General features: G+C 75.2%; 11 protein-coding genes and 1 pseudogene. 8 read left to right on the forward strand and 4 right to left on the reverse strand.

From position 1 onward, the window contains the following. Nucleotides 1-110 (forward strand): annotated as a pseudogene (locus tag ACFCX4_RS22215) (hypothetical protein); the annotation flags it as partial. An 18-nt stretch (nt 111-128) separates the two neighbouring features. Here the strand turns inward: ACFCX4_RS22215 and ACFCX4_RS22220 are convergent. The 3 genes from ACFCX4_RS22220 to ACFCX4_RS22230 are packed head-to-tail and all read right to left on the reverse strand — an operon-like array spanning nt 129 to nt 2,703. Beyond that, nucleotides 129-1,013 carry a glycosyltransferase family 2 protein gene (locus ACFCX4_RS22220; protein ID WP_376145017.1) on the reverse strand — a complete coding sequence of 295 codons (885 nt, stop codon included), beginning with the start codon at nt 1,011-1,013 and terminating at the stop codon, nt 129-131. Beyond that, complete coding sequence (locus ACFCX4_RS22225; protein ID WP_376145019.1) at nt 1,010-1,816, reverse strand: HAD family hydrolase; 807 nt, start codon at nt 1,814-1,816, stop codon at nt 1,010-1,012. Before ACFCX4_RS22225 ends, ACFCX4_RS22220 begins: the two co-directional genes overlap by 4 nt. Then, nucleotides 1,813-2,703: a PfkB family carbohydrate kinase gene (locus ACFCX4_RS22230; protein WP_376145021.1), complete on the reverse strand. Its 891-nt coding sequence runs from the start codon at nt 2,701-2,703 to the stop codon at nt 1,813-1,815. Before ACFCX4_RS22230 ends, ACFCX4_RS22225 begins: the two co-directional genes overlap by 4 nt. A gap of 288 nt (nt 2,704-2,991) precedes the next feature. Between ACFCX4_RS22230 and ACFCX4_RS22235 the strand changes: the two genes are divergently transcribed. Genes ACFCX4_RS22235 through ACFCX4_RS22245 form a run of 3 tightly spaced genes read left to right on the forward strand, consistent with a single transcriptional unit; the run spans nt 2,992 to nt 7,150 of the window. Further along, a complete protein-coding gene (locus ACFCX4_RS22235) occupies nt 2,992-4,971 on the forward strand; it encodes an aminotransferase class III-fold pyridoxal phosphate-dependent enzyme (RefSeq protein ID WP_376145023.1) in 1,980 nt (659 codons plus the stop codon). Next, nucleotides 4,968-5,888 carry an inositol monophosphatase family protein gene (locus tag ACFCX4_RS22240; protein ID WP_376145025.1) on the forward strand — a complete coding sequence of 307 codons (921 nt, stop codon included), beginning with the start codon at nt 4,968-4,970 and terminating at the stop codon, nt 5,886-5,888. The genes ACFCX4_RS22235 and ACFCX4_RS22240 overlap by 4 nt, the downstream gene beginning before the upstream one ends. Beyond that, complete coding sequence (locus ACFCX4_RS22245) at nt 5,882-7,150, forward strand: hypothetical protein (protein WP_376145027.1); 1,269 nt, start codon at nt 5,882-5,884, stop codon at nt 7,148-7,150. Before ACFCX4_RS22240 ends, ACFCX4_RS22245 begins: the two co-directional genes overlap by 7 nt. Nucleotides 7,151-7,249: 99 nt before the next feature. On the opposite strand, the gene ACFCX4_RS22250 is transcribed toward ACFCX4_RS22245, so the two are convergent. After that, complete coding sequence (locus ACFCX4_RS22250; protein ID WP_376145029.1) at nt 7,250-8,134, reverse strand: SDR family oxidoreductase; 885 nt, start codon at nt 8,132-8,134, stop codon at nt 7,250-7,252. A gap of 49 nt (nt 8,135-8,183) precedes the next feature. Here ACFCX4_RS22250 and ACFCX4_RS22255 point away from each other — a divergent pair, with 49 nt between their 5' ends. From ACFCX4_RS22255 to ACFCX4_RS22270, 4 genes are all read left to right on the forward strand, one after another. Beyond that, nucleotides 8,184-9,221 carry a zinc-binding dehydrogenase gene (locus tag ACFCX4_RS22255; RefSeq protein WP_376145030.1) on the forward strand — a complete coding sequence of 346 codons (1,038 nt, stop codon included), beginning with the start codon at nt 8,184-8,186 and terminating at the stop codon, nt 9,219-9,221. Beyond that, nucleotides 9,218-11,383 carry a beta-galactosidase gene (locus tag ACFCX4_RS22260; RefSeq protein WP_376145032.1) on the forward strand — a complete coding sequence of 722 codons (2,166 nt, stop codon included), beginning with the start codon at nt 9,218-9,220 and terminating at the stop codon, nt 11,381-11,383. Before ACFCX4_RS22255 ends, ACFCX4_RS22260 begins: the two co-directional genes overlap by 4 nt. Continuing rightward, the gene (locus ACFCX4_RS22265; RefSeq protein ID WP_376145034.1) at nt 11,380-12,330 is read left to right on the forward strand and encodes an ROK family protein; all 951 of its coding nucleotides are present in this window, start codon (nt 11,380-11,382) and stop codon (nt 12,328-12,330) included. Before ACFCX4_RS22260 ends, ACFCX4_RS22265 begins: the two co-directional genes overlap by 4 nt. 798 nt (nt 12,331-13,128) lie before the next feature. Beyond that, the gene (locus ACFCX4_RS22270) at nt 13,129-18,672 is read left to right on the forward strand and encodes an amino acid adenylation domain-containing protein (RefSeq protein ID WP_376145036.1); all 5,544 of its coding nucleotides are present in this window, start codon (nt 13,129-13,131) and stop codon (nt 18,670-18,672) included. Nucleotides 18,673-18,705 lie beyond the last annotated feature (33 nt).

The following is an 18,705-nucleotide window of genomic DNA, read 5'->3' on the forward strand; positions in this document are numbered from 1 at the left end:
GCTCCGCACTGTTCGCCGCCCGGTTCCGCGAGTGCGCGGCCCGCGCCCTGCTGCTGCCGCGCCGCGCTCCCGGTGGGCCACGGACACCGGTGGGCCGAGGACACCGGCGGGACACGGATGTCGGTGGGTCACAGATAGCAGCGCCGGTGGCGGGCGCTGCCGACGACCCGGCCCGTGCGCAGCGCGAGCTGGGCCAGCAGGGCGGCCCGCCGGTCCGCGGGGCCGAGCAGGTCACCGGAGCGGCGAAGGAGCGCCCACCAGGCGCCGGCGGCGTCGCCCGGCCGCGAGCGGGGCATCCCGTGGACGGCGAAGTCCCGGTAGAGCCTGGGGTGCGAGCGCCCGTAGCCGTAGGACTGCCGGACGATGGCCCGCGCGTCGCCCCGGTGCCGGTAGTGCACGACGGCGTGCGGGGCGAAGGCCAGCCGGTAGCCCGCCAGTTGGGCGCGCCAGAAGAACTCGGTGTCGTCGCCGCCGCCCCGGTAGCTCTCGTCGAACCCGCCCAGGAGGCTCCACAGCTCCTTGTGGAAGCCGCAGTTGGCGCCCGCCGGGTAGGGCAGGAAGCCGAAGGTGTCGAGCAGGGCGTCGGACTTCTTCGGCGGCCGCGCGGTGAGGGCCACCCGGCCGTTGAGCCGAAGGCGTTCGAGGGCGCCGCCGGCGGCCGGGCTGGTGCGCAGCACGTCGACCATTGCCGCCACCCATCCGGGGGCGGCCACGTCGTCCGCGTCGCAGAGCAGCACGAACTCGCCGCCGGCCCGCCGGCAGCCGAGGTTGCGGGCGCGGTTCGCGCCGGGGGCGTCGGTGACGGCAACCCGCAGCCGGGGCATCCGCCGCTGCCAGTGCCGCAGCAGCGCGCGGGTGCCGTCGCTGGAGCCGTTCTCGACGACGACGATCTCCCACGGGTCCGGATAGGTCTGGGCACACAGGGCCGCCAGCTGCGCGGGCAGTGTCGTCTCGGCGTTGCGTGCGGGCATGACGACCGAGACCAGACCCACCGGGCGGTCGCCCCCGTTCATCCCGGGTCCCCCGCGGCCGTCGCCGCCGCCCGGAGGCCGTCCGGGGCCACCGTGCCGCCGGCCGCCAGAACGGCGCGGACCACCGCGGCGGTGTCGCGGAGGTCCGCCAGCACGACGTCCGCACCCGCCTCCCGCAGGACCTCGGCGCTGCTCGCGCCGGTGGCGACGGCGATCACCCGTGCCCCGCCGCCGCGTCCCGTCCGGACGTCCCGCGGGGTGTCGCCGATCAGGACGGTGGCCCGGGCGGCGAAGCCCGATCCGTGGACGGCCGCCGCGCGCCGCCGGGCGACGGCGAGGAGCGCGGGTCGCTCACGGGCGTCGTCGCCGTACGCACCGACGGCGGGGTCCACGAACTCCGCCAGTCCGAACAGCCCCAGTTTGAGGGCGGCGTTGTCCCGCAGGTTCCCGGTCAGCACCGACTGGGCCACCTCGTCCCGGGCGCCCAGCGCCCGCAGGGCCTCGGCGGCGCCGGGCAGGGCCCGGCCGGCGGCCCGAAGAGCGGGGGACCGCAGGCGCAGCTGGGCGGCGAGTTCGGCGGTGACCCGGTCCGGGGCGACCGCGCCGACGCCGTGCCGGGCGAACAGCTCGTCCATGATGTCGAGTTCGGTCCGGCCGGCGATGTCGACCCGGTGGCGCGCGGGCCGGCCGGTGAGCCGTTCGAGGACGAGCGGGTAGAGCGCCTCGACGGCGTGGCCGCCGTCGATCAGCGTGCCGTCGATGTCCCACAGCAGGAGGATCCGCTTCCCGCCCCGCCGCCCCGCGGGGCCGCCACCGCCGGCCGCGCCCCGATCCGCGCCACTCACACCCCCACCGCCGATCGCCGTGCGGCGGGCCGGGCCGCGAACGGGCCGCGCTGGGTGGTGCAGGCCGCGCCGTGCCGGGCGGCGAGGTCGAGCGCTTCGGCCGGGGCCGCGCCCGTGGCGAGCGCGTAGGTGAGGACGGCCGCGAAGTTGTCCCCGACCCCGTACGTGTCGACCACGGGCCCCGCCGCGTGCGCGGGCCGGTAGCGCCGAGGGGGCTGGTCGCAGCGGGTGAACACGCCGCCGAGCCGGCCCTCGGTGCTGACCACCAGGCCCGGCAGCCGGCGCAGCGCCGCCGGGTCGCAGCGCTCGGCCGGGTCGCAGCCGCTCCCGACCAGCGCGTCGACCCGGACGCCGGCCTCCCGCACGGTGCCGAACTCCCGTGCGGTCACCACGAGTACCGCGGCCCGGCGGGCCCGCCGCAGCAGGGCGGCGTCCCCGGCGGTGAAGAACACCGCGTCGTAGCGGGCCAGTTGTTCCCAGTCGACGGGATCGGCCGCGGCGGGCTGCAGGCGTTCGCCGAGGGTGACGGTGGTGCGTTCGCCGGCTCGGTCGATCATGCTCACCGCCGTGCGGGTGGGGCCGGGTCTGGCCGCGGCCAGCACCCGTACGCCGCGGCGCTCCAGTTCGGCGCGCGAGCGGCGGCCGGCGTGGTCGTCGCCGAGAGCGGTGAAGAAGGCGCAGGTGCCCGCCAGTTCGGCGAGCCGGACGGCCGCGACCGCGCCGCCGCCGGCCGGGCCCTGCCAGAGCCGGTCGGCGTGGGTCACCTCGCCTGCGGAGGGGACCTCGTCGAGGCCGGCGATCGTGGTCCATTCGACGTGTCCCACCACGGCGACCCGGGGTCCGCCCGGGTGGGCCGCCGTACCGGTGGGCCGGTTGTCCTCGTCCATCGTTCCTCGACTCTCGCTCGGGGCCTCCGCCCGTGCAACTCAAGGCCGTTCGCCCGCGCGGCCGACGCTCCCGGCCCCCGCGCACCGTATGCCCCCCGCCCCGTGGGAATCCGGGCCGTTCGCCATCATCCCGTGCACGTACCACTTTCTCCACCGCTCACAGTACGTTGACGAACCATGAATGGCGGGACGGCGCGGGCTCGGCGATGATGGACGCTCGGTGCCCCGGATCCGCGCACCGAACTCCTGGCCGCGCGGCCGCCCGCCGCTCGACGGAGGTGTACGCGAATGAAGGACGTGGATGCGTTTCTCTTCGATTTCGACGGGACGCTGTGGGATCCGGAGTCCGAGATCTTCCGCGCGCACGCGGAGGTCTTCCTGGAATTCGGCCACCGGCTCCCGGTCGAGGTGTGGTCGTCGCTCGTCGGCACCATCGGGTCCGATCTGTGGACGCGGCTCGAACGGGCCACCGGGTGCACGGCCGACCGCCGCGAACTGCAGGAACGGGTCCGTCGGCGGCAGCGCGAACTGCTCGGCGGACTGGCCGGCAGGCCCGGCGTCCACCGGATCCTCGGAGCGGTCGACGCCCTGGGGATACCCCGGGGGATCGTCAGCAACTCCACCCGGGAATGGGTCACCGGATATGCGCGCCAGTGCGGTCTCGCCGATGGGTGGAGCACCGTGCAGTGCGCCGACGGGGACCGGGCGAGCGCGAAACCGGAGCCGGGTCTCTATGTCGCGGCACTGGCCTCGCTGGGAGTTCCCCCCGAGCGGGCGGTGGCCTTCGAGGATTCCCCCAGCGGCGTGCGCGCCGCGAAACGGGCCGGAATCCGGTGCGTCGCGATACCGAACGCGATGACCGCCGCGCTCGATCTCCACGAGGCGGATCTGCGGTTCGAATCGTTCGAGCAGGTCGATCTGCCAGGAATTGTCGGAGGAAAGCCGATGCAGCAACAGGCGAGGACCGCGGCACGCGCCGCCGCACCGAAGGCCCCGTCCGGCGGGGAGACCGGGACGGCGCTCCAGCACTACTACTGCCTGCCGGACGACCTGAGGGTGGTCGGCGGAGAGGGCGTGCACCTCTTCACCGACGACGGCCGGCGCTATCTCGACTGCTCCTCGGGGACGTTCAACCTGAGCCTGGGTTACGCGCACCCCGAGATCGTGGAGGTGGTCCGCGAACAGGCGGGCCGGCTGATCCACGTCACCTCCAAGTTCCAGACCGAGCCGCTGAACGCCCTGGTGGAGAAGCTGGCCGAGGTCTCCCCGCCGAACCTGACCCGGGTGCACCTGAAGTCGGCGAGCGGCTCCGACGCCAACGAGAGCGCCGTCAAGATCGCCCAGGTGCACACCGGGAAGTCCGACGTGGTCACGCTCTTCCGCGGCCACCTCGGCCAGACCCTCGGGATGATCGGCGCCTCCGGCGCCGCCTTCCGGCGCGCCCCCTTCCCCTCCCACCTGCCTGGCATCGTGCATGTCCCCGACCCGCACTGCCTGCGCTGCTTCTACCGTCAGGAGCGTTCCACCTGCGGCCTGTTGTGCGTCGAGCGGATCAACGACTTCATCGACTGCGCGAGCACCGGCCGGGTGGCCTGCGTGGTGCTGGAACCGATCAGCGGCAACGGCGGCAACGTCGTCCCGCCGGACGGCTACCTGCGGGCGCTCAAGGACCTCTGCGAGGAGCGCGGCATCCTGCTGGTCTTCGACGAGATCCAGACCGGTTTCGGGCGCACCGGCCGGATGTTCGCCGCCGACCACTTCGGCGTCGCCCCGCACCTGATGACCTTCGGCAAGGGCCTCGGCGGCGCGGGGATGCCGATCGCCGGGATCCTGACCGAGGAGCGGCTGACCGGGGTCGAGGGGCACCACATCAACTCGACCTTCGGCGGCAACGTGCTGGCCGCCGCGGCCGCCCTGAAGACCGTCGAGGTCATCGGCCGCCCCGGCTTCCTGGAGAACGTGCGGGACGTCGGCGGGTACGTGCTCGACCGGCTGCGCGACCTCGCCGCCCGGGTGCCGTTCGTCCAGGAGGTCCGCGGCGTCGGACTGATGATCGGCATCGACATCGTGGACCGCGACGGCCGCCCCGACGCCGTGCTCACCAACCACCTCGCCGAACGCGGCCCGGACCACGGACTGCTGCTGCGGACCTCGCTCTACGGGCACGGCAACGTGCTGAAGGTCCGTCCGGCACTGGTCATGACCCGTCAGGAGGCGGACGAGATGTGCGATCTGCTGGAACGGCTCTTCCTCTCGGTCGTCTCGTGAACGGCCTCATGAGGGGCCTCGTCCAGGAGCTCTCCGGGCGGATCCGCACCGCCGTGCGCGACGGCCTGCACGAGGTCGGCAGCCGCTACGTGGCGGGCACGGCGAAGGGCGGGGACGCCGAGTTCCCGGTCGACGTGCTCGCGGAACGCGCCGCCTGGGACTTCCTGCGGGAGCGCGGCGAGCCGGTGGCCGTCTACACCGAGAGCGAGGGCCTGCGCACGATCGGCCGGTCGCCCGGGTACGTGCTGGTCATCGACCCGATCGACGGCACCCGCGGCGCCGCCGCCGACCTGGAGATGGCCTGCGTCTCGATCGCCGCCGCGCCCTACGGCGAGGCACCCACCATCGGCGACATCCGGTACGCGGTGCTCCAGGAGATCAAGACCGGCCACTGGCTGTACGCCGACGCCGACGGCGGCGGGATCGAGTCCTGCGGCTTCCCGGTGCCGGTGCCCCGGCTGTCCGCCACGACCGAGCCCGAGCGGATGTTCTGGTCGCTGGAGTTCAACGGCCACCCGGCGGCGCTGATGACCGAGGCCTACGGCCATCTGATCGACGCCTCCGCCAACACCGGCGGCGTGTACGTGTTCAACAGCGCCTCCTTCTCCGTCTCCCGCATCATCACCGGCCAGATGGACGCCTATGTCGACATCGGCAACCGGCTGCTGCGCGACCGCCCCGCCACCGAGGCGGACTTCCGCCGGGTCGGCCACGGCAGCATCCTGCACCTCTTCCCGTACGACATCGCGGCCTCCGTGCACCTCGCGGAGCGCGCCGGGGTCACCATCACCGACGCCTACGGCAAGTCGCTGCACGACACCCTGCTGCTGGACATCGGCCCGCTGAACCAGCGCTCCTGCATCGCCGCCTGCACGCCCGGGCTGCACGCGGCGCTGATCGACTCGATCCGATGGTAGGAGACACCGACGAGGAGGCCGCGGTGACCGAGTACCGGCACGTCGCCCGTGCCCGCCCGCCCGGCGGGTGGACCGACGGGGCGGCCCTGGCGGCCGTCGCCGACACCCTCGGCCTCACGGTCGGGACCGAGATCCTGGACGGCGGCTCACCGGCCCGCGTCCACCGGGCCACCGGCTCCGCGGGGGAGGAACTGGTGGTCAAGGTCCTGGTCCCCGCGCCGGGCGCCGTCGACGGCCACGACCTGGTCTCCTTCCGCCGGAAGCTGCACCAGATCGAACTGCTGCGCACCGTGGCCCCGCGGCTGGCCGCGCACTACCTGCCGGTCGGGCACGTCCTCGACGGCGACGGCTGGGCGGCGTGCACGACCCCCTACTACCCCTCGGCGGACCTCGCCGCACCGTTGCGGGAGTCGCCGCAGGGCGTCCGGGAGTTCTTCCGCCGCTACCCGGCCCTCCTCCGGGCCCTGGTCCTGGACGGGTACGCCGCGCGCTCCCACCCCGCGCCGGTGGGCCACCTGGCGGACGTCGTCGTGGGCCGCTTCCTGCGCCGGCTGCCGGTGCTGCGCGGGGCCCTGCCGGCGGACCTCATGGGCGCCGACCGCCTCACCGTCAACGGCGTGCCGTGCGAGGCCCCGCACCTGGTGCTGGAACGGCTGGCCGACCGGCTGGCGCCGCTGGCCCCCACCCGCCTGATGGCGCCCGCCCACGGCGACGCCAACACCCGCAACGTCCTGCTCTCCACCCGCCCCGGCGCGGCCGCCGAGGACTTCCGCCTCATCGACCCGCGCGGCTCCGTCGAGCCCTGGGACCCGGTCTACGACCTCGCCAAGACCCTGTTCAGCCTCAGCGTGTGGGATCCCGCGCTGCGCACCGGCTTCACGGTGCGCAGCGGGCCGGGGCAGTCCTACCGGGTGGGCTTCCGGCAGCCGGTGTTCCCGGGCTACCGCGCGGCGGTCCACGCCTTCCTGCCCCGGCTGGCCGCCCACGAGGGCCTGGCCGGCCTCTTCCGCGACGACCCGGGGTGGTGCGAGCGGCTGCTGCTGACCCACGACCTGCACGTCCTGGCGGAGGCACCCTGTCGGCTCTCCGACCGCAAGCCCAAGCCCGACCAGTCGGGCGGGAACTCCACCCCCGCCCAACTCGCCCTCGGCCACTACCTCCTGGGTACCCTGCTGATCAACGACCTCGCCGCCCGGCTCGCCCGCCCCGGCGGTGTGGATCCCACGGGCCACCTCGCCCTGGTGACCGACCACCTCGCCTAGGGCGCGTGTCTTGTGGATCTTGTCGGATAGGCCGCGGCGAGGTGCGTGCCCCGGCGTCGCGGGCCCGGCAGTGATCCACAAGAGACGCCCTAGGTCTTGCTAGGCGGTGGCCGCCAGGTGCGCGAGGGCGGAGTCCAGGGCCGGGCCCAGCAGCGGATGGCGGACGCTGCGCAGCACCAGCCGGGGCGGGCGGGGGCAGGCGGACCCGGCCGCCGGTCCGTGGGCGGGCACCACCCGGGTGGGCAGGTCGAGGGCCCGCTGGACCCGGGACATCAGCTCGAAGCGGGTCACCACGTCGGCGCCGCCGTAGTGCACGACACCCGTGCGGTGCCAGAGTTCGGTCAGCGCCGGGGCGATGCCGGGCAGGTAGACGGGCGTGCAGACCAGGTCGGTGCGGGCGGCGGTGGTCGGGGAGGCGAAGCGGGACAGGAAGGTGTTCGCCCACGGGCCGCGCCCGAAGACCAGGGGGATCCGGACGATCAGGTGCCCGCCCTCGGCGAGCAGCAGTTCCTCGGCCGCGGCCTTGGTCCGCCCGTAGACGTTGACCGGGCAGGGCCGGTCGGCCTCGGTGTACCGGGAGAGGGTGCCGTCGAAGACGTTGTCGCTGGAGAGCAGCAGCAGCTTCGCCGCCGAGCCGCGCAGGGCCTCCAGCAGCACCTCCACCGGACGGACGTTGAGCCGGTGGGCCAGGGCCGGATCGGCCTCGGCCGCCTCCAGGGGTACCAGACCGGCCGCGTGGACGACGAGGTCGAAGCCGTCGGCCGCGAGCGCCGCCAGCCGGGCTTCGTCGCGCAGGTCCAGCCGGACCAGGCCCGGGGCCGGCCGGGTGGCGTAGGTGCCGACCACCGTGTGGCGGGGTGTCCACCCCTCCCACAAGCCGCCGCCCACGAACCCCGACGCGCCCAGCAGCAGGATCCTGGGGCGGGAGTCCGACGGGGTCACCCGCGGTGCGTCCCACCCGCTCGGCCGCCCATATCGGTTCATACCGGACACCCTATGGCACTGTGGAGGGACGGACCGGTGGGAGGCTGCGATGAAGGCCGTCGTGTTCGAGGACGTGGGCCTGCCCGGTATCCACGAGCGTGCGGTCCCCTCCTACGGGGCGGACGAGGTCCTGGTCGAGGTGGCGGTGACCGGCATCTGCGGAACGGACCGGGCGATCCTGCTGGGCGAGTTCCCCGCACGCCGGGGCGTGGTGCTGGGCCACGAGGCGGCGGGCGCGGTGGCCGCGGTCGGCGCGGGCGTCGCCGCCGTGGCGCCGGGCGACCGGGTGGTGATCAACCCGACCTACCACTGCGACCGGTGCCGCCCCTGCCGGCGCGGGATGCCGGCCCACTGCGGGGCCAAGGCGGGCCGGGAGGTCGGCGTCGACCGGGACGGCACGATGGCGGGCTTCGCCGTCGTGCCCGAGCGCTTCGTCCACCGGCTGCCCGGTCCGGTGTCCTACCGGCGCGGCGCCCTGGTGGAACCCCTCGCCTGCGTGCTCAACAACCTGGCGGCGGCCCGGCCGCGCTGGGACGACCGGGTGCTGGTGGTCGGCGCCGGCCCCATCGGCGCGCTGTGCGCGCTGGTGCTGGCCCGCCGCGGCGCCCGGGTCACCCTGGCCGAGCGCGACCCGGGCCGGGTGGAGCTCGCCCGCCTGCTGCTGCCGCGCACGGTCCGCGTCCTGGCCGCGCAGGAGGCCGCCGGAGCGGGCGCGCCCGACGTCGCCATCGACACCACCGGGGCGCTGCCGGGCGACGTGCTCGGCGCGGTCGAGCCCGGCGGCACCGTCGTGGTGATGGGCGAGAAGGAGACCGGCGTCGCCACCGTGCCGCTGCGGGCCCTGGTGACCAGGGGGATCCGCCTGGTGGGGGCGGGGCCCTACCGGCCGGCGGACTTCGCCCTGGCGGTGGACCTCGCGCGCGAACTGCCGTTGGAGGACCTGGTGACCCATGTGCTGCCGCTCGAACGCTACGCCGAGGCCCTCGCGCTGCTGGCCGTCGCACCGTCCGCGCCCGGGCGGCCGCGGACGGACGGGTACCGCGCGATGAAGGTGCTGCTCGCCGCGGACGGGAGCCTCGCCCCGTGAGGCCGCGCTTCCGGGACGGAACGCTCTGGCTGGACGGCCGGCCCCGGTTCCTGATCACCGGCGAGTACCCCTACTACCGGGACCACCCCGGGCGCTGGGCGGCCAAACTGCGGGCCGTCCGCGCGTCCGGCATCGAGGTGGTGTCCAGCTACGTCCCCTGGCGCCACCACGAGATCGGCCGGGGCGACGGCCGGCGCTGGTGCTTCGACGGCGACGGCAACCGCGACCTGGCCGGCTTCCTGGAGCTGGTCGCGGCGGCCGGACTGCTCGCGGTGCTCAAGCCCGGCCCCTACGTGCACGCCGAACTGCCCTTCGGCGGCCTGCCCGACCGGCTCAGCCCGACGCTCGACCCCCGCCGGTCCGCCGCCCGGTCCGCCGACGGCCGACCGCTGGCCTGCCACGGCTTCGAGCTGCCCGCGGCCCTGGACCCCGGGTTCCTCGCCGACGCGACGGACTGGCTGCGCGCCGTCGGCCTGTTCCTGCGGCCGTTCGCGCACCCGGACGGCCCCGTCGTCGCCGCCCAGATCGGCAACGAGGGGCACTACGGGGAGAGCGCCCTGCCGATCGACGCCCTCGACTACTCGCGGCCGGGGACGGAGGGCTTCGCCGGCTCCGCCCCCGGCGTGGCCGTGCCCGTCCGGGCGGAGGACCGGCCCTCCGCCGAGGGGCTGCGCTCCCTGGTGAGCTGGGGCCGCTGGTCGGCCGAGTCGCTCACCGCGGGGATGGCCCGGCTGGCCGGGGCACTCGGCCCGGACCTCGCCGTCTTCACCACCTGTGCGCCGCCGGCCAGGGCGGACCGCACCCCCGGCCGGGCCGCCGGCCGCTACGACGCCTGGCTCGTCAGGAACCGGATCGGCGCGCCCCCCGCGCTGCCCCGCGCCTACACCGCCTGGACCGGCCCGGTGACCTCGGACGAGGAGGCGCTGGTCAACTACGTCCTCGCCGCCAGGAGCGGGACCGGCCCCGCCATCGAGGAGAACTGGGGCCTGAGCTGGGCCGAGCCGGGCTGCGCCTTCCCGGTGGTGCCGGTCCATCACACCCTGCTCGGCGTGGCCTGCGGGGCGACCGGCATCAGCGTCTACCCGGCCTGCGCCACGGACGGCTGGGGCCCGCACCTCGCCGTGGATCCGGCCATGCTCCCCGGGCCGGCCGTCGACCGGGCGCCGTTCGACCCGCCGTACGGGGACGCCGCCCCGATCGGGCCCGACGCCGGTCCCGGCCCCGCCCTCGCCGCGCTGCGGGTGCTGACCCACTTCCTGGCCGGGCGTCAGGAGGCGCTGGCCCTCGCCCGCCCGGAGCCCGGGGTGTGCTGGGGCGTCCAGCCGCCGTACGCGGCGATCGGCGCGTGGGAGCGCCGGGCGGGCGCCGGGCGGACCGTGCCGTCCGCCGCCGGCACCCTGGTGCCCTTCGTCGCCCACTGCCTGCGGCGCAACCTGCCCTTCCGGCTCGCGGAGCTCACCGGCCGGACCGGACCCGACCCCGCGTCGGAACCGCTGGCCACCGTGTCGGGCCGCTTCCTGGACCGGGCCGTGCAGCGCCGGCTCGCCCGGTTCGCCGAGCAGGGCGGAGCACTCCTCCTGGTGGGCGAACTCCCGGCGCTGGACGAGGACCTGCGCCCCTGGACCGAGCTGGCCGACGCCGCCCGGCGGCACGCCGGCGGCCGGGTGCGGACGGTCGCCGCCGGTGAGCGGTGGCCCGCGACGGCCGTCGAGGACTGGCTCGGCGGCGTCCACGGCGGCGGCACCCCGAGCGGCCGGGGCGACGGAGCCCACGGCGTCCCCGTGCGGGCCCGACCGGGGCCGTGGCTCGAACTGCGCACCGGCACCGGGGACCCCGGGGAGGCGTTCGTCTTCCTGTTCAACCGCACCGGCTCCCCCCTGCGGGCCCGCACCGTGTGCGGGGGGCACGTCGTCAGCGCCGACCTGGTCGGGGGCGGTTGCGCCGCCGTCCAGGTCTCCCGCGGGCGGCTCGGGGCGTGCTACGTGAAGGGGCTGAACGAGCGGACCGGCGACCGGGTGCCGGTCCGCGTCCGGGTGGGCGGCGATCTGCTGGTCTCCGACCGGCCGTGCGACCTGTCCGCGCTGCGCCGGGCCGGCGGCTTCGAGGTGCGCACCGCCGCAGGGCCCGGCGAGGCCCGCGTGGCGTTGCCGGAGGCGGCATGACCGGCGCCCCGGCCGAGGCGGTCGGCGTCGACGTGGGCGGCACCAAGATCGCGGCGGTGCGGGTGACCGCGGGGGGAGCGGTCCCGGTGCGCGCCCGGTGCGCCACCCCGCGCGGGACGGCGGCCGAGCTGGTCGCCGCCGTCGCCGGCCTGGTCGAGCGGGTGCGCGGGGAGCGGGTCGCCGCCGTCGGCGTCGGGCTGCCGGGGATGGTCGACGCCCGCACCGGCGCGCTGGCGTTCGCGCCCGGCCTGGAGTTCGCGCGGGCGCCGCTGCGGGAGCTGATCGAGGACGCGGTGGGACTGCCGGTGGTGACGGACAACGACGCCAACGTCGCCGCATGGGCCGAGTACCGGCGCGGTGCCGGGCGGGGGCACGAGCACCTGGTGCTGGTGACCCTGGGCACGGGGCTGGGTTGTGGAGTGGTCGTCGGGGGCCGGCTGCTGCACGGCGCGCGGGGCTTCGCCGCCGAGGCCAGCCACCTGACCGTCGACCCCGGGGGAGTGCGGTGCGAGTGCGGGAACCTCGGGTGCTGGGGAGCGGCGGCGTCCGGAGCGGCCATCGCCCGGCTCGGCGGGAGCACCGCGCGGGAGCACCCGGACTCGCCGCTGGCCCGTCTGACGGGAGGCGGCCGGACGGATGCCGGAGCGGCCGTCACCGCGGCGGCGCGCGGCGGTGACGACCGGGCGCTCGCCATCCTGGACCGGATCGGCACGCTCACCGGCGTCGGTCTGGCGGCCCTCGCCAACCTCTTCGACCCCGCCGTGGTGATCGTCGGGGGCGGTCCGGTCGCCGCCGGCGAGCTGTTGCTGGCCCCGGCGCGCGCCGAGTTCGCCCGCAGGCTGTACTCACCCGGCGACCGCCCGCCGGTGCCCGTGGTGGCGGCCGGCTTCGCCGACGACGCCGGCGCGGTCGGCGCGGCGCTGCTGGCGCTCGACCGCCTGCGCTGACGCCGTCGGCCGGGCGCCGGGCCGGAGGGCGCCGCCCCGGTCCGGGGCGGCGTCGTGAGTGTTCCGGTGTGGTCGCTGCTCGCTCCGGGGGTGGCTGATGGACCGCCGGCTGCCGTGCGGCGGGCCGGGGGAGGGCGGTGGTCGTGCGTCGCGGTGAGCGCCGCGCAGTACGGCCGCCGGGCGGGCGGGGGCGGTCCGGCGGGTCGGGGCCGGTGGGGTGGGCAGGGGTCCGGTCCGACCATCTGGTCCAGACCTATTCCGAGGTTGGCATAGATCAAATCGGTCGGTCAAGAGCCGCCCGCCCGGCTGACGCACCGGCAGTTCCGCTGCTCGGAAGCGGTGTTGGAGAAATTTGACTGAGCGTCATGTCGGGTACGGACGACTTGGGGCCCGGCCCCGGTCAAATGGCCCCATACGTGCACCAGGTGCCGAAGGAGGCGCGGAAGGGTCCGTCGGGGCCGGGTGCGGCGGGTACGTTCAGTGATCGTTCCGCCGTTCCGGCCGGTCACGCAGGGGTGCTGTCCCGTCCCGGTGCGCGGACCGCCGGGGTCCGCGGCTGGTCTGGACCATTGACGGATTCAAACCAAGGCCCCTAGCGTGACCGCCGAGTCAGGGGCCCGACCGCCCGGCCTGAGCACGCCCGGCGGTCGTGTCGCCCTCGCCCCGCGCGCCCTCGCGGCAGTTCGCGCGCCCTCGTTGAACGGTGCCCGGGGTCCCCTCCTGCGCGGCGGCCTCGACGCGCGCCGCCGTGGGGAGCCGGCACCGTGCAAGCCTCCAGGAAGGGACCGCACCACAGCCATGACCACCGACGCCTCCACACCCGGCGCAGCCGACCTCTCCGAGGCCAGGCGAGCACTGCTCGGTCAGCGCCTCCGCCTGCGCACGACGCCCCGCCGGACGGTGCCGCGCCGTCCCGACGGCACCCGGCCGCCGCTCTCCTTCGCCCAGGAGCGCCTGTGGTTCATGGAGCAGTACGCGCCCGGCACCTCCGCCTACAACATCCCCCTCGCCCGCCGGCTGCACGGCGCCCTCGACCGGACCGTGCTCGGCCTCGCCCTGGACGAGGTGGTCGCCCGGCACGAGACCCTGCGCTCGCGCTACCCCTCCAGCGAGGACGGCCGGCCCGGTCTGGAGATCGGCGAGCCCGGCCCGGTCCCGCTCGCCACCGCCGGGGCCGACGACCTCGCCCACGCCGGCCGGCTGATCGACGACGAGGCCCGGGTGCCGTTCGACGTCGAGGCGGGTCCCCTGCTGCGCGCCCTGCTGGTGCGGCTCGCCGACGACGACCACGTACTCCTGCTGACCGTCCACCACAGCGTCAGCGACGGCTGGTCCAGCGAGCTGCTCTTCGGCGAGCTGCTGAAGCGGTACGCGTCCCTGGCCGCCGCAACCCCCGACCTGCTGCCCGAACTCCCCGTCCAGTACGGCGACTTCGCCGCCTGGCAGCGGGAGCGCCTGAGCGGTGACCGGCTCGCCCTGGAGGTCGCCCACTGGGCCGGTGAACTGGCCGGGGTGGAACCGCTGGAGCTGGCCTTCTCCCGGCCGCGCCCGGCCCGCCAGACCTTCGACGGCGCCGGACAGGCCTTCACCGTCGACCGGGCCCTGCTGGACCGGCTGACCGCGCTGGCACGCGGCCGGGACGCCACCGTCCACATGCTGCTGCTGGCCGCCTTCCAGATGACCCTCGCCCGCTACAGCGGACAGCAGGACTTCGCCGTCGGCTCCCCGGTGGCCGGCCGGACCGAGCCCGAACTGGAGAACCTGGTCGGCATGTTCGTCAACGTGCTGGCGCTGCCCGCCCGGCTGGCGGGCGACCCCTCCTTCACGGAACTGCTGGCCCGCACCAGGGAGACCTGCCTGGAGGCCTACGCCCACCAGGAGCTCCCCTTCGCACAGCTGGTGACCGAACTGAAGGTCCCCCGCGACATCACCAGACCGCCGGTCTTCCAGGCCGTCCTGACCGTGCAGAACTACGCGACCCGGCTGGACGCCGACGACCGCCTCCCGCTGCGCGTCGAGCCCTTCGGCCTGAAGATCAGCGGCACCCGCTTCGACCTCGAACTCTCCCTCCAGGAGTGGCCCGAGGGCCTGGTCGGCAGCTTCCACTACAACACCGACCTCTACGACGGCGCCGACATCGCCCGCCTCGGCGGCCACCTCGACCGGCTCCTGCACGCCGTCGCGGAGCACCCGGACGCCCCGCTCTCCGCCCTCGACGGACTCTCCGCGGCCGAACGGGCCTTCGAGGTCACCGATTTCAACCGCACCGACAAGCAGCGCCCGGACGCCACCCTGGTCACCCTGATCGCCGAGCAGATCGCCCGGACCCCGGACGCGGTGGCCGTCGCGCTGGAGACCGGAGCGGCCCTCACCTACCGCGAACTGGACGCCGCCGCCGACCGGATCGCCGCCCGGCTGGCCGCCGAGGGCATCGGCCCGGGCAGCCTGGTCGCCATCAGCGCCGAACGCTCCCCGGAACTCGTCGCCGGCCTGCTCGGCGTGCTGCGCACCGGCGCGGGCTACACGCCCCTGGACCCCGAGTACCCCGCGGAGCGGCTCGCCTTCCTGCTCGCCGACTCCGGCGCCCCGGTCCTCCTGACCCAGCGCAGACTGGCGGTGCCGGAGGGCTCCCCGGCGAGGGTGCTCCTGCTCGACGACCCCGCCGAGTGGCCGGAGCCGCCGGCCGGCGCGGGCACGGCCGGACCGGTGACGGACGACACCGCGTACCTGATCTACACCTCCGGCTCCACCGGCCGCCCCAAGGGCGTGCCCAACACCCACCGCGCGATCGTCAACCGGCTGCGCTGGATGCAGGACACCTATCGGATCGGCCCCCGGGACACCGTCCTGCAGAAGACCCCCGCCGGGTTCGACGTCTCCGTCTGGGAGTTCTTCTGGCCGCTGATCACCGGGGCGCGCCTGCTGCTCGCCCGGCCCGGCGGTCAGAAGGACGCCGCCTACCTGCGCGACCTGATCGCCGGCGCGGGCGTCACCGTCGCGCACTTCGTGCCCTCGATGCTGACGGTGTTCCTGGCCGAGGAGGACGTCGAGAAGTGCACCACCCTGCGCCGCGCGGTCTGCAGCGGCGAGGCCCTTCCCCCGGCCACCGCCCGGGAGTTCACCACCCGCCTGCCCGGCGCGGCGCTCGCCAACCTCTACGGTCCCACCGAGGCCGCCGTCGACGTCTCGTCCTGGGAGTGCGAGGGGCCGCTCGACACGGTCGCGATCGGCCTGCCGATCGACAACACCCGGCTGTACGTCCTCGACGCGGCCCTGCGCCCGGTGCCGCCCGGCGCCCCGGGCGAACTGCACATCGCCGGAACCGCCGTGGCCCTCGGGTACCACCGGCGCCCCGGGCTCACCGCCGCCCGGTTCGTGCCCGACCCCTACGGCCCGCCCGGCTCCCGGATGTACCGCACCGGGGACCTGGCGCGGCGCCTCCCCGACGGCACGCTGGAGCACCTGGGCCGGATCGACCAGCAGGTGAAGATCCGCGGCCTGCGGATCGAGCCCGGCGAGGTCGAGGAGGCGCTGCGCTCCCGCCCCGGCATCGCGGACGCCGCCGTGATCGTGCGCGAGGACAACCCCGACGACAAGCGGCTCGTCGCCTACCTGGTGCCCGACCCCGGCGCCGACGAGCCCGACACCACCGCACTGCGGGCCGCCCTCAAGCTCGTCCTGCCGGACTACCTGGTGCCCAGCGCCTTCGTCGCGCTTCCCCGGCTGCCGCTCACCCCCAACGGCAAGCTCGACCGCCGCGCGCTGCCCGCCCCGCAGCTGCGCCGGGCCGAGGGCGCCGTCACCGAGCCGCGCACCGGGGCCGAGAAGGTGATCGCCGCCATCTGGGCCGAGGTGCTCAAGCTCCGGGCGATCGGAATCGACGAGGACTTCTTCGACCTCGGGGGCCACTCCCTGCTGGCCACCCAGGTGGTCGCCAAGGCCCGCAGGCAACTGACGGAGATCGGCGCCCGGCCGGTCAGCGTGATGGACGTCTTCACCTGCCGCACCGTCCGCGCGCTGGCCGAACTCGCCGACGCGTCCGAGGACGACCTCGGGCCGCGCCGGCTGATGCACCGGCTCACCAAGCCGGTGCCGGCCGACCGCCGCAGGGTCACCCTGGTCTGCGTCCCCTACGGCGGCGGCAGCGCGGTGGTCTACCAGCCGGTCGCCGACCTCCTGCCCGACGACACCGAGCTGTGGGCCGTCGCCATCCCCGGCCACGACCTCGGTGTCACCGAGCGGCACCTGCCCTTCGGCGAACTCGCCGAACAGCTCGCCGCCGAGGTCCGCGAGCGCATCGAGGGCCCGGTCGTCGTCTACGGGCACTGCGGCGTCGGCAGCGCCCTCGCGGTCGCCACCGCCCGGCTGCTGGAGGCCTCCGGGCGCGAGCTGGAAGCCGTCTACGCCGGTGCCCAGTTCCCCTTCGCCAAGCCGCCCGGCAAGGTCCTCGGCACGCTGAGCAGGCTGGCCGCGCTGGACTCGCTGCGCGGCGACCGGGTGTTCGTCAACTGGCTCACCGGCATGGGCGTCGACACCTCGGAGCTCGACCAGGAGCAGATCAGGTTCATCATCGGCAACATGCGCCGCGACTCCAAGGCCGCGGAGGAGTACTTCACCTCCGCGATCGCCGAGGTCGAGGCCGGTGCGCCGAGGCTGCGCGCGCCGCTGGTCACCCTGGTCGGCGACCGCGACCCGGCCGCCGACTACTACCAGGAGCGCTACCGGGAGTGGCTGCTGCTGGCCGAGCGCTCGGCGCTCGCGGTGCTGGACCAGGGCGGCCACTTCTTCGTCAAGTACCGGGCGGGCGAGGTGGTCGAGGCGGTCACCACGGTCCACCGGGCCGTCCTCGACGGCGGGACGGACCGCCTGCCCGCCAAGAGCCCCGAGAACTCCTGGTGGTTCCACGGCGAGACCGGGCCACCGGCACCCGCCGACACCGGGGAGGAACCGGCCGGGGCGGAGCCGGAGGGGCCCGCGCCCAGCATGGGCCGCTTCCTGGCCGTCGCCTTCGGCCAGCTGGCGTCCATCACCGGCTCGGCGCTGACCGAGTTCGCGCTGCCGATCTGGGTCCTGCTGGAGACCGGATCGATGGCCAGGTTCGCGCTGTTCGCGGTGATCGGCATGGTCCCCGGCATCCTGATCGGCCCGGTCGCCGGTGCCCTGGTCGACCGCCTCGACCGCCGCAAGGTCATGCTGGCGGGCGACATCGCGGCCGGGGCCACCCAGGCCGCGATGCTGACCCTGCTGCTCACCGGCAACCTCGCGTCCTGGCACATCTACGCGCTCCTGAGCGTCCTGTCGATGGCCCTGACCTTCCAGCGGCTCGCCTACGCCTCCGCGGTGCCGCAGATCGTGCCCAAGCAGTACCTCGGACACGCCAACGGTGTCGTCCAGCTCGCCTTCGGTGCGGCCCAGTTCGTCGTCCCGCTGGTCGCCGTCGCCCTGATGGCCTCGATCGGTCTGCGCGGCATCCTGATCATCGACGTGGTCAGCTACGCGGTCGCCATCACCATCCTGCTGGTGGTGCGGTTCCCCAACACCCTTGCCTGGAGCCGGCCGGAGTCGCTGGTCGCCGAGATCAGGAACGGCTTCAGCTACTCCTGGCACAACAAGGGCTTCCGGTCGATGCTGCTCTGGTTCGCCGGACTGAACATCTTCCTCTCCCCGCTGTTCCTGCTCTTCACCCCCATGGTGCTGTCCTTCGACTCCCTCGACGGCGCGGCCCGGGTCGCGGTGGCCGGCGGCGCCGGCGCCCTGCTCGGCGGTCTGGCGATGGGCTTCTGGGGCGGTCCGCGGCGTCAGCGACTGCGCGGCATGCTCGGCCTCACCGCCCTGCTGGCCCTGGCCAGCTCCTTCGCCGGGCTGGACGCCGACCTCTGGGTGATCGGCGCGGGGGCGTTCGGGATGTCGTTCGCGCTCTCGCTGGTCAACGGCGTCTACTCGACCATCGTCCAGACCAAGGTGCCGCAGCGCTTCCACGGACGGGTGTTCGCGCTCAACACCATGGTGGCCTGGTCCACCCTCCCGATCGGCCACGGGCTGGTCGCCCCGCTGGGCAGCTCCGTCCTCGGCCCGATGATGGAGAAGGGCGGTGCGCTGGCCGGAGTGTTCGGCCCGCTGCTGGGCACCGGGCCGGGCCGCGGCATCGCCCTGATGTACGTGCTGTTCGGCGTGGCCATGCTGGTCATGGTGGGGATCGGCCTGCGCCTTCCCGCGCTGGCGCGGTTCGACCGCGACGTCCCCGACGCCGAGCCGGACGACCTGGTGGGCCTGCGCGAGCGGGCGAAGAGCGCCGCCGGGCGCGGCCAGGGTCGGCCGGCCCGCGAGAAGTCCTCCGTCTGACATCCCGGCCGCGGGGGGGGGGGGGGCCCCCCC

Origin of the sequence: Kitasatospora sp. NPDC056327 (assembly GCF_042261735.1) — a bacterium.
In the GTDB taxonomy this organism is placed as follows: domain Bacteria; phylum Actinomycetota; class Actinomycetes; order Streptomycetales; family Streptomycetaceae; genus Kitasatospora.